The 10,979-nt window shown below is 70.9% G+C and carries 9 protein-coding genes, 1 tRNA gene and 1 riboswitch; of the genes, 4 read left to right on the top strand and 6 right to left on the bottom strand.

Translation table 11 applies throughout. The features are described 5' to 3' along the window. Positions 1–557: 557 nt before the first annotated feature. Positions 558–631 (bottom strand) — tRNA-Gly (locus ABZ780_RS04220). Positions 632–834: 203 nt separating this feature from the next. On the opposite strand from ABZ780_RS04220, the gene ABZ780_RS04215 reads away from it, so the two are divergent. Next, entirely contained in the window at positions 835–1,818 is a 984-nt protein-coding gene (locus ABZ780_RS04215) for a zinc metalloprotease (RefSeq protein ID WP_357003374.1), read from the top strand. Positions 1,819–1,885: 67 nt separating this feature from the next. Here ABZ780_RS04215 and ABZ780_RS04210 read toward each other — a convergent pair whose 3' ends face one another. Continuing rightward, positions 1,886–2,440, bottom strand: coding sequence for a pyridoxamine 5'-phosphate oxidase family protein (locus ABZ780_RS04210; RefSeq protein WP_357484127.1), 555 nt, complete (start codon positions 2,438–2,440; stop codon positions 1,886–1,888). Between the two features lie 77 nt (positions 2,441–2,517). Between ABZ780_RS04210 and dcd the strand changes: the two genes are divergently transcribed. Continuing rightward, positions 2,518–3,096 carry a dCTP deaminase gene (gene dcd / locus ABZ780_RS04205; protein ID WP_357003370.1) on the top strand — a complete coding sequence of 193 codons (579 nt, stop codon included), beginning with the start codon at positions 2,518–2,520 and terminating at the stop codon, positions 3,094–3,096. Between the two features lie 63 nt (positions 3,097–3,159). On the opposite strand, the gene ABZ780_RS04200 is transcribed toward dcd, so the two are convergent. Beyond that, positions 3,160–4,200, bottom strand: coding sequence for an NlpC/P60 family protein (locus ABZ780_RS04200; RefSeq protein WP_357484124.1), 1,041 nt, complete (start codon positions 4,198–4,200; stop codon positions 3,160–3,162). Between the two features lie 13 nt (positions 4,201–4,213). Then, a riboswitch (cyclic di-AMP (ydaO/yuaA leader) is annotated at positions 4,214–4,349 on the bottom strand. A 234-nt stretch (positions 4,350–4,583) separates the two neighbouring features. Between ABZ780_RS04200 and ABZ780_RS04195 the strand changes: the two genes are divergently transcribed. Then, entirely contained in the window at positions 4,584–6,557 is a 1,974-nt protein-coding gene (locus ABZ780_RS04195) for an N-acetylmuramoyl-L-alanine amidase (protein ID WP_357484120.1), read from the top strand. A 70-nt stretch (positions 6,558–6,627) separates the two neighbouring features. Here the strand turns inward: ABZ780_RS04195 and ABZ780_RS04190 are convergent, their stop codons facing one another. The 3 genes from ABZ780_RS04190 to ABZ780_RS04180 all read right to left on the bottom strand — a co-directional run bounded on the left by ABZ780_RS04190 (position 6,628) and on the right by ABZ780_RS04180 (position 10,116). Next, positions 6,628–7,641, bottom strand: coding sequence for an NlpC/P60 family protein (locus ABZ780_RS04190; protein ID WP_357003364.1), 1,014 nt, complete (start codon positions 7,639–7,641; stop codon positions 6,628–6,630). A gap of 167 nt (positions 7,642–7,808) precedes the next feature. Further along, the gene (locus ABZ780_RS04185; RefSeq protein ID WP_357003362.1) at positions 7,809–8,810 is read right to left on the bottom strand and encodes a hemolysin family protein; all 1,002 of its coding nucleotides are present in this window, start codon (positions 8,808–8,810) and stop codon (positions 7,809–7,811) included. Next, on the bottom strand, positions 8,803–10,116 hold the full coding sequence (locus ABZ780_RS04180) for a hemolysin family protein (protein WP_357485299.1): 1,314 nt from the start codon (positions 10,114–10,116) through the stop codon (positions 8,803–8,805). The genes ABZ780_RS04185 and ABZ780_RS04180 overlap by 8 nt, the downstream gene beginning before the upstream one ends. Positions 10,117–10,197: 81 nt before the next feature. Between ABZ780_RS04180 and ABZ780_RS04175 the strand changes: the two genes are divergently transcribed. Continuing rightward, positions 10,198–10,863, top strand: a complete 666-nt coding sequence (locus ABZ780_RS04175; protein WP_357484118.1) for a GPP34 family phosphoprotein — start codon at positions 10,198–10,200, stop codon at positions 10,861–10,863. Positions 10,864–10,979: the final 116 nt, after the last annotated feature.

Genomic DNA, 10,979 nt, shown 5'->3' with positions numbered 1-10,979 from the left:
ACCCTCCGGCCCGCCGGCGAACTCCACGGCCACACCGGCCCGGTGCTCGCGGTGGGGACCTGGACCCACTCCAAGGACACCACCCTGCTCGTCACCGCCGGCGACGACCAGGTGGTGCGGCTGTGACACCCCGACACACTGCAACCCGCCGGCGAACTCCACGGCCACACCGGGACGGTGTACGCGGTGGGGACCTGGACCCACTCCAACGGCGCCAGCCTGCTCGCCACCGCCGGAAACGACGCGTGCGTCCTGACATGGGCGACCGTATTCGACCAGGACTGAACCGGTCAGCCCGGACGCACTGCCACGGCCTCACCCCACCTCGGAGGCGGATCGGGCCATCGCCCAGGCGGTGAGCGACGCCGTGAAGGCCGAGCGCAAGAAGGCCAAGAAGTCGGCCGCCGGCCCCTCGGACAAGGCGAAGGGCAAGGGCAAGGGCAAGAAGGCCGGCAGGAAGCGTGGCTAATGGCCCGTGGATGGCCCATCGGGCGCTGGCGGCCCGTGGAACATCGAAAGCCCTGGCGGGACTCGCGTCCTTGCCAGGGCTTCGATCGTGGAGCGGGTGACGGGAATCGAACCCGCACTGTCAGCTTGGGAAGCTGATGTTCTGCCATTGAACTACACCCGCGGGCGGCACCACTGTACCCGAGTCGCCGAGCCGGTGCACCCAGGCATCCCCGCGTGCCGACAGCGGGACGCGGGCCAGCAAGAAGTTTCCTCACGGCAACATATAGTCGTTCTCAAATGCATCGATGGGTTGTAACGTCTGCCACACGTTCTCCGCCATGGCGTGACACACCCCCTGCCGCGCCGCCAGAAAGAGGTGGGCCCATGGGACTCCGTCCCAACCTGCTGACCCGGCGTGCCGCCGGTGTCGCGTCGACAACCCTCGCGCTGCTGCTCAGCACCGCCGCCGTAGGTGTCGTGCCGGCTGCTTCAGCCCTCTCGGCAGCGCCTGGTGGCGCCTGCGTGGAGCCGGCCGACAGCCACGCCAACGCCCGGATGAGGCCCGGCGGTGCGGCCAAGCACGACCCGAACGAACTGACCGCCGACCAGGTCCGCGACCGGGAAGCCGACCTCGCGGCGGCGTTGCGGGAGCGCGCCAACTTCCGCACGGGTGCCGGCGCGACGGCACTGGCCACCGTCACCATCCCGGTGGTGGTGCACGTGATCCAGGAGAACAGCACCCGGGCCGGCGGCAACATCCCGGACTCGCTGGTCACCGCCCAGATCAACGTGCTCAACCAGGCGTACGCCGGCGCGACCGGCGGCGCGGTCACCGCGTTCGCCTTCCGCCTCGACAAGATCAACCGGGTGACGAACCCATCGTGGTACCCGATCGTGCAGGGCTCGTCGGCGGAGCGGTCGATGAAGTCCTCGCTGCGGGTGGGCGGCAAGAACACGCTCAACATCTACCTCGGCGAACTGAGCAACAACCTGCTGGGCTGGGCGACCTTCCCGCAGCGGAACCTGAGCAGCATGGACGGCGTGGTCGCGCTGAACGAGTCGCTGCCGGGCGGCACCGCCACCAACTACAACCAGGGCGACACCGGCACCCACGAGGTGGGTCACTGGCTGAACCTCTACCACACCTTCCAGGGTGGCTGCGGTGGCTCGGGTGACAGCGTCAGCGACACCCCGGCCGAGGCGTCGCCGGCCTACCAGTGCCCGACCGGGCGCAACACCTGCTCGGCGGCCGGGCTGGACCCGATCACCAACTTCATGGACTACACCTACGACTCGTGCATGTATCAGTTCACCCCGGGACAGGCCAGCCGCATGCTGACCGCCTGGAACGCGTACCGCGCGGCCTAACTTCTCCGCGTACCACCGGTGCCGGCTCCGTCACGACGAAGCCGGCACCGGCGTCTTCGGGCGGTGGTCAGGCGGCCGTGCACTGGACGTCACGGCTGAGACGGGTCGGGCGGGTCTGGGGTACGCCGAGCGGCGCCGCAGCCGTCGGGGCGTGCGGGTCGAGCCAGACCCGAACGGCCGGACGGCTCGGCGGGAGACCAGGAATGCCCGTGATCTGGTGCTCGCGGCGGGTCAGCATCGCCACGTCGACGGTGAACTCGAAGAGCCGCCAGTCGACCTGCGGCTCCGCTCGGGCGGTCTGCGCCAGCCGGGCCACCCGCGCCGGATCGGTCACCGGCCAGGCGTGCCCCGCCACGTAAGCCTCGTCGTCGCTCTCCTCCGGTGGGAACGAGTGCAGCGCATAGCGGCCGTCCCGCTCCAGGTCACGGCGCTTCGGCGAGTCGATGATGAAGCAGAACAGACCCTCGTCGGTGATGACCGGGGAGACCGGATGGACCCGGGGACCGCCGTCGGCGCGGACCGTGGCCAGGTAGCCGAAGCCCGGCCCGTACTGCTGCAGGAGAACGCGGATCCCGTCGGCGAGTCGGGGCTCGTCGGCGGCGAAATCGGACCAGGAAGCCATGCCGGCATTCTATCGAACAAATGTACGAAGAGCGACCTCGACACGCTGGTCACCGCGTGCCTCGCTATGGTGGTCCGATGCTGCTCTCCGACCGCGACCTGGTCACCGAGATCAAGGCCGGCGCGCTGGGCCTGGACCCTTTCGAGCCCACCCTGGTCCAACCGTCCAGCATCGACGTACGACTCGACCGGCTGTTCCGGGTCTTCAACAACCACCTCTACACGCACATCGACCCGGCCATGCAACAGGACGACCTGACCTCGGTGGTCGAGGTGCCCGACGGCGAGCCGTTTGTGCTGCACCCGGGCGAGTTCGTGCTCGCCTCGACGCTGGAGGTGATCTCGCTCGGCGACCAGCTCGCCGGCCGCCTGGAGGGCAAGTCCAGCCTGGGCCGGCTCGGCCTGCTCACCCACTCCACCGCCGGCTTCATCGACCCGGGCTTCTCCGGTCACGTGACGCTGGAGCTGTCCAACGTGGCGAACCTGCCGATCACCCTCTGGCCGGGCATGAAGATCGGGCAGCTCTGCATCTTCCGGCTCTCCTCGCCGGCCGACCACCCGTACGGCTCGGTGGTCTACGGCTCGCGTTACCAGGGTCAGCGGGGGCCGACGCCGAGCCGCTCCTGGCAGAACTGGCGGGCCTGGCCGACCCGCTGAGGGTCGGGTCAACGACGAGGGCCCGCCGCGACGGATCGCGACGGGCCCTCGACCAGCAGAGGCTCAGCCTGGGCGGCCGTAGCTGTGGATCGGGCCGTCGTCGACCTTCTTCATCTTGACGGGTTGACCGGCCTGGGACGCGTGCACCACCCAGCCGTTGCCGACGTACATGCCGACGTGGTGGATGTCGCTGTAGTAGAAGACGAGGTCACCGGGGCGCAGGTCGGCGCGGCTGACGTCCTTGGTCACCCGGCTCTGCTGCGCGGCGTTGTGCGGCAGGGACACCCCGGCCTTGGCCCACGCGGCCAGCATCAGCCCGGAGCAGTCGTACGAGTTCGGGCCCTCGGCGCCCCACACGTAGGGTTTGCCGATCTGGGCGCAGGCGAACTTGACCGCCGTGCCCGCGCCGCCGCCGGGGTAGCTGGCCGGGCAGGGCGCCGGACGCAGCGGACCGCCGCCGCCGTTGCCGTACACCTTGAGGCGCAGCTTCTGGAGCTTGTCGATCTCGGCGTTGATCTGCTTCTTCTTCGCCGCCAGCTGCGCCTCGGTCAGGGTCAGCTGGGCCACCATCTCGTCCAGCGGCGCCTTCTGCCGGGCCAGCTCGTCACGCAGGTCGGACACCTGCTGTACGTCCTGCTGCTGGTTGTGGGCGAACCGGTCGAGCATCTCCAGTTGGCCGACCATCTCGCTGGGTGACCGGCTGCCGAGCACGGCGTTGACGGTGGAGACGTTCTCGCCCATGTACGCGCGGACGGCCAGGGCGCTGACCTTGTCCATCGCGGCGTCGACCTGGCGCTCCAGCGGAGCGATCCGGGCGGCCAGGGCGTCGGCCTGCTTGCGTTTGGCGGCCAGGTCGGTGCGGGTGGCGTTGTGCCGTTCGATGATCGGTTCGAGCTTGTTCCAGTCGGCGTCGATCTGGCGTTCGATCTCGGCGACGGACGGGTCCGCGTGGGCCGCCGTGGCGCTGCCGGTCAGGACGACGGCGACGCCGACCAGGGCGGCGAGGGCGGTGGTGAAGCGGGGCCAGCGTGGACGCGGCGCGGTCGGTGTCGGGTCGGCTGACGCCGACCGCCCGGACGACGGCCGCGGGGCATGAAGTGCCACCGGGGTTCCGTACTCCTTCTTCCTGACCGCCTACCGGGTTAGCTGACGGGTTCGGGCGGGAAGTCGGCGCCCTACCGCAGTGACTGCGGATTCACCCCGGGGAACCTGGGTCCCCGGCTCGCTCGCAAGCGACTCGGCGGTGTCGGTCCGTTACTGCCCGGGACGGGCAGACCTGCCACCGGGCCGACAAATGACCAGAGTAGAGACGGCCGTTACCAATCCGCAACCCGTGGGGCCGTGACACTCCGTACCGATCCGGAGGGGTCACGGACCGTGGGCGAAAGTTTCCTTCCGGACGTGTGCATACATGGAAAGGTATTGACGCAGACTCCCGGCCGGCGGGAGGGTGGCCTCACCCTTACCCACGCAATCTAGGGGGTTCGATGCGCCATCCAACCCTGTCGTCCGGCCGGCACGCACTGCTGGTCACCGCCGTGGTCGCCGCGACCGCACTACCGTTGCCCGCCGGTCCGGCCGCCGCCGCAGCCACCGCCGACCGCCAGCAGCAGTACGCCGCCGCAGCCAGCGAGTACGGCGTACCGACCGCCGTGCTGCTCGGCGTCTCCTATCTGGAGTCCCGCTGGGACAGCAACGCCGGCACACCGAGCACCAGCGGCGGCTACGGCCCGATGCACCTGACCGACGCCCGGCACGTGACCGCCCTGCCCGGACGCGGCCACCACGACGCCGGCACCGAGGACCCGCGCGGCGACGACTCGCGTACCACGCTGGCACCCCGCCACACCGCAGACTCCGCGCCGCCCAGCGCGGCCCTGCAGACCGTGGACGCCGCCGCCGCGCTGACCGGGGCGGCCCCCGAGTCGCTACGCACCGACGCCAACGTGAACATCCGCGGCGGGGCAGCGCTGCTGGCGGCGTACCAACGGGAGTTGGGCGCGCCGGTCGGCGCCGGCAGCGACCCGTCCGCCTGGTACGGCGCGGTGGCCCGTTACGCCGGCGCGGACAGCGCCGACGCCGCGGCGGCCTTCGCCGACGAGGTCTTCACCACCATCGGCGCGGGCGAGTCCCGGGTGACCGACGACGGTCAGCGGGTCACGCTGCCAGCCCGCACGGTACGGCCGGAGCGTTCCTGGCTGGACCGGCTGGGTCTGCGCAAGCTCGCCCGCCCGGATGGTCTGGAGTGCCCGCGCACCATCTCGTGTGAATGGATTCCCGCGCCGTACGAGGCGTTCGGCGACGGGGACTACGGCAACCACGACCTCTCCGACCGGCCCGCCCGGCAGAAGATCGAATACATCGTCATCCACGACACCGAGGCGAGTTGGGCGACCACCCTGAACCTCGTCCAGGACCCGACGTACGTGAGCTGGCACTACTCGCTGCGCTCGGTGGACGGGCACATCGCCCAGCACGTCAAGACCAAGGACGTTGCCTGGCACGCCGGCAACTGGTACGTCAACGCCAAGTCGATCGGGCTCGAACACGAGGGCTTCGCCGCGCAGGGCACCTGGTACACGGAGGCGATGTACCGGACGTCCGCGAAGCTCGTCCGACACCTCGCGCTGCGGTTGGGCATCCCGCTGGACCGCCAGCACATCATCGGCCACGACAACGTGCCCGGCACCACCGCGTCGACCGTGCGCGGGATGCACTGGGACCCGGGACCGTACTGGGACTGGACGCACTACTTCGACCTGCTGCACGCGCCGCGCCTGGACACCGGCACCCCGGCGACCGGCCTGGTCCGGATCGACCCGGACTACGCCACCAACCAGCCGGCGTTCATTGGATGCGTCACCCCCGGCGTTCCGTGCCCGCCGCGCGGATCGTCGTCGGTGGTGCTGCGCACCGCACCGGCCGCGGACGCGCCACTGGTCAACGACATCGCGCTGCGCCCCGACGGCACCCCGAACACGATGGAGGTGTCGGACCACGGCGCCCGCGCCTCCGCCGGCCAGACGTACGCGCTGGCCGGGCGGCAGGGTGACTGGACGGCCATCTGGTACCTCGGGCAGCGGGCCTGGTTCCACAACCCGAAGACCGCACCGACCGCCACCTGGACCGTCGGCGTGGTGGTCACCCCGAAGCCCGGCCGCGCCACCATTCCGGTGTACGGGCGGGCGTACCCGGAGCAGGCCGCCTACCCGGCCGGTGTGCCCTACCAGGCGATCTCGCCGTTGCAGTACACCCTCGCCGCCGGGCAGCGGTACGCCGTCGGCGCGGTGCTGCCCGGTGAGTACTACCGGGCCAGCACGGTCGACGGCTCCTCGCCCGGCGACTGGACGGTGATCCGCGGCGAGAACAGGTACGTGCAGATCCAGTTCGGCCACCGCATCATGTACGTCAACCTGGCCGACGTGCAGGTGCTGCCGTCCCCGGTGGGCGCGCCGCGCTGACCGGCGTACCGCTGAAAACCGCGACGGCCCCCGGTCGGTGACCGGGGGCCGTCGTCGTGCCTGGTGGGGATCAGCCGGGTCGGCGGAACCCGGCGACCGGCATGTGGTTGATGCTTGCCACCTGCACCGGTTTACCGGCGCGCGGGGCGTGCACCATCTGGTCGTTACCCAGATAGAGGCCGACATGGTGCAGGTCGCTGAAGAAGAACACCAGGTCACCGGGGCGGGCGTCGGCCCGCGAGATGGCCTTGCCCTCGTTCCACTGGTTGCCGGTGTGGTGGGTGAGGCTGATCCCGGCCGACTTGTAGGCGTACTGGGTCAGGCCCGAGCAGTCGAACGAGTTCGGGCCGGTGGCACCCCAGACGTACGGCTTGCCGACCTGCTGACAGGCCGTCTTGATCGCCTTCTGGGCCGCCACGTTGACCACACCGTTGATGGTGGGGCAGCCCGTGGTCTTGACCGTGGTCTTGGGCAGCGACGCCTCGAGCTTCTTGATCTCGACGTCGATCTGCTTCTTCTTGGCCGCCAGGTCGTTCTGCTGCTTCGTCTGGGTGCCGATCAGCGCGTCGAGCTTCTCTTTCTCGGCGTCGTACTTGGCCCGGACGGCCAGCACGCCCTCGACCTCCTTGCGCTCACGCGCGGCGAGTCGGTCGAGGAGGGTGAGTTGCTCGGTGAGGGTGTCCGGCTTGGCGCTGACCAGCAGCGCGCCGATCTCCTGCGAGGGGCCCGACATGTAGTAGCGGGACGCGAGGTCACCGACCCGGTTGAGCGCCAACTCACTCTGCAGGGCCAGCGGCTCGATCTTCTTCTGCAGGTCGGCCGACTTCTTGCGGTTGACCTTCAGGTCCGCCCGCACCTTGTTGTACTGCTCGATGGTGGGCTCCAACTGCTCCCACTTCTTGTCGATCTGCGCCTCGATCTCGTCGACCGTGGGCTCAGCCTGCGCCGGAACGGCGAGCATGCCGGCGCCGACGGCCGCGGCGGCGACCAGGACGAGCAGGCGGTGGGCGACCCGGCGTAGACCGCCCGGTCGAACGGACAGCCCCGGGGCGTGACGATGAGGGGGCACGGTTGCCACCGGCATCGACTCCTTTACAACCGACCGCCGGGCGCCTCGCGTGAGGGAAGGGCCGAGGCAGACGACCCACAGCGGTCGGTGCCCAACACTAGGGAAGCGCCGGACCGGAATCAAGGCGGACTGCGTCACCATCACTGTCGCGCAACCGCTTGCACACCAAGGGTGTTGCTCCATTAGCCAACGATTGCGGTCAATACATCGTCAAGCGTGACCACGCCGAGCGGGCGCCGGCCGTCACTGACCAGCACCATGTGCCGCCGTTCGCGGCGCATGGCCAGCAGCAGATCGGCCAGCGTACGGTCCGGCGGCACCACCGCCAGCGGCCGGTGCACCTGGGCCGGCACCGGCGCCCGGCGACCCTGCCCGGCGTACCCGAGCACGTCCTTGACGTGCACGAAGCCCAGCACACGCCGGGTGGACCGCTGCACCACGGGGAACCGGGAACGGCCGGTCCGGGTCGCCAGCACCTCCAGCGACGCGGGCGAGACGTCCTCGGCAACCGTCACCACCGTCGACCACGGCTGCAACGCGTCCGCCGCGGTCCGGGAATGCAGGGCCAGGGCACCGGTGATGCGGGCGTGCTCGTCGGCGTCGAGCAGCCCCTCGGTACGCGCCTGCGACACCAGCACGGCCAACTCCTCGGCGGTGAACACCGTCTTCACCGTCTCGGTCGTCTCGATCCGCCAGAGCGCCAACACCCGGCGGGCAGCCCACTTCATCGCCAGCAGCAGCGGCTTGGTGGCCACACAGAACGCCAGCATCGCCGGGCCGAGCCACAGCGCGGAGACCTCCGGACCGGCCAGCGTGATGTTCTTCGGCACCATCTCGCCGACCACCGTGTGCAGGAAGATCACCACGCCCAGCGCCAGCACGAACGCCACCGGATGCACCGCTCGCTCGGGCAGGCCGACCGCGTGGAACGGCGACTCCAGCAGGTGCGCCAGCGCCGGCTCGGCTATCGCGCCGAGGCCCAGCGAGCAGACCGTGATGCCGAGCTGCGCGCCGGCGATCATCAGTGGGATCTGGTTCATCGCGGACAACGCCCAGCGGGCCCGCTTCGACCCGGCGGCCAACGGCTCGATGACCGTCCGCCGGGACGCGATCAGCGCGAACTCGCTGCCCACGAAGAACCCGTTGCCGAGCAGCAACAGCACGGTCACCAGCAGCTCAGTCATCGGTCGCCGGCTCCGCCGGGCGCAGCACCCGGACCTGCTCGATCCGGTGCCGCTCCACCTCCACCACGGTGAACTCCCAGCCGCCCTCATCGATCGTCTCGCCGGCCAGCGGGATGTGCCCGAGCCGGGCCAGCAGGAACCCGGCCAACGTCTCGTACGGGCCCTCAGGCAGCCGGAAGCCGGTCTGCTCGGCCAACTCGTCGGAGCGCAGCACCCCGTCGACCAGCACCGTGCGCTCCCCGCCCGGCACGGTCAGCTCCGCCGGGTCGTGGTCGTCCACGCTGGCCGGATCGAACTCGTCGGCAATCTCGCCGACCAACTCCTCGACGAGGTCCTCGATCGTCACCACACCGTCCGTGCCGCCGTACTCGTCGACCACGATGGCGAGATCGGCGCCGGCGGCCTTCAACGCCGCCAACACGCCGTCCAGGTTCAGGCTCTCCGGCACGAACACCGGCTCGCGGGCCACCGAGCCGACCACGGTCGACGCCCGGGCGGCAAGCGGCACGCCCAGCGCGTCCGGCACGCCCGCCACGCCGGTGACCAGGTCCAGAGTCTCCTCGTACACCGGGAACCGGGTCCGCCCCGTCTGCCGGGACGCCTCCAGCAGCTCGGCCACGGTGGCGGTGGCGCGCAACGCGACCACGTCGACCCTCGGGGTCATCGCCTCGGCCGCCCGCTTGTCACCGAAGCGGATGGTGCGGCGCAGCAGCATCGCGGTGTCCGTGGGCAATGCACCGGCGCGGGCCGAGATGGCGGCCAGCAGGCCCAGCTCCTCCGGCGAACGGGCGCTCGCCAGCTCTTCCTGCGGCTCCACCCCGAGCGCCCGGACCAGCCGGTTCGCCGAGCCGTTCAGGCCACGGATCACCCACCCGAGCGTCCTGGAGAAGGCGTGCATCGGGCCGGCGGTGGCGAGCGCCGCCGGCATCGGACGGGCCAGCGCCGCGTTCTTGGGCACCAGCTCGCCGAAGAGCATGGAAATGAGCGTGGCCAGGGCCAGCGCCAGGAACGGGGTGAACCGTTCGGTGCTGTCACCCGCGACGGGACGCAGCAACGGAGTGAAGATCCGGGCCAGGGCCGGCTCGGCCAGATAGCCGGTCAGCAGCGCGGTGATGGTGATTCCGAGCTGCGCTCCGGACAGCTGGAAGGACAGCTCGCGCAGCGCCGTGCGGACCGTCCGGGCGGCCTCGTCACCGGCGGCGGCCCGCCGGTCGATCTCGGCCCGATCGACGGTGACCAGGGCGAACTCGGCCACCACGAAGAACGCGTTGCCGACGGTCAGCAGCACGAAACCGACAAGCGGCAGCAGCGCTAGAACCAGAAGTCCGTCGATGCGCGTGATTGTGACACGGGAGGGCCGGCAGCGGGTCCCCGCTAGCGTGGTGGCATGGACAGTCTGCTACTCACCGATGAACTGGTCCTGCTCGCGTACGACGACGACGGCGCCAACCGGCTCGGGCGCCCACACCTCGACTACGGCCTCGCCGGCGCGGTGTTGCTGGAACTGGCGCTCGCCGGCCGGGTGGAGGTGACGGACAAGCACCTCGTGGTGACCGATCCCGCCCCGACCGGGGTGCCGCTACTGGACGAGGCCCTGACCATGCTGGAGGCCGAACGGCCCCGCAAGCCGAAGAACTGGATCGGCAAGCTGGCCAAGGGCCTTCCGGAGCGGGTGCTCGACGGGCTGGTGGACGCCGGGGTGCTGCGCCGGGAGTCCGACCGGGTGCTGCTGATCTTCCCGCGTACCCGCTATCCCTCGCCGAGCGGAGCCCAGCCGGCGGTGGAGACGGAAGCCCGGGAGCGGATGGCAGCGGCGCTGACCGGCAGCGGCCCGGTCGACGCGCGGACGGCGGCGCTGCTCACCCTGACCCGGGCGGTCGGTCTGGACCGCAAGCTCTTCCGCGAGCTGCCGAAGGAGCGGGTGAAGGCCCGGATGGGCGAGATCGCTGCGGGCGACTGGGCCTCGGCCGCGGCCAAGAAGGCCATCGACGAGATGCAGGCCGCGCTGATGGTCGCGACCACCGCGGCCATCGTCACCACCACGGTCAGCTGAACGAGCGGCGGGGGGGCCCCCCCGGGGGGGCCCCGCGGGGGGGGGGGGGGGGCCCCGGGGGGGGGGCCCCCCCGCGGGGGGGCCGCCCCCCCCCCCCCCCCCGCGGCCCGCCCCCG

The sequence above is a fragment of the Micromonospora sp. NPDC047467 genome, assembly GCF_040643095.1.
Lineage (GTDB): Bacteria > Actinomycetota > Actinomycetes > Mycobacteriales > Micromonosporaceae > Micromonospora.
Note: the sequence above shows the minus strand (reverse complement) of the source record. Positions and strands in the feature narration are given on the sequence as shown.

Coding starts and splice junctions, on each gene's coding strand:
- dcd (WP_357003370.1), top strand. CDS start 2,518: ATGCTGCTCTCCGACCGCGACCTGGTCACCGAGATCAAGGCCGGCGCG.
- ABZ780_RS04215 (WP_357003374.1), top strand. CDS start 835: ATGGGACTCCGTCCCAACCTGCTGACCCGGCGTGCCGCCGGTGTCGCG.
- ABZ780_RS04175 (WP_357484118.1), top strand. CDS start 10,198: ATGGACAGTCTGCTACTCACCGATGAACTGGTCCTGCTCGCGTACGAC.
- ABZ780_RS04190 (WP_357003364.1), bottom strand. CDS start 7,641: ATGCCGGTGGCAACCGTGCCCCCTCATCGTCACGCCCCGGGGCTGTCC.
- ABZ780_RS04210 (WP_357484127.1), bottom strand. CDS start 2,440: ATGGCTTCCTGGTCCGATTTCGCCGCCGACGAGCCCCGACTCGCCGAC.
- ABZ780_RS04195 (WP_357484120.1), top strand. CDS start 4,584: ATGCGCCATCCAACCCTGTCGTCCGGCCGGCACGCACTGCTGGTCACC.
- ABZ780_RS04185 (WP_357003362.1), bottom strand. CDS start 8,810: ATGACTGAGCTGCTGGTGACCGTGCTGTTGCTGCTCGGCAACGGGTTC.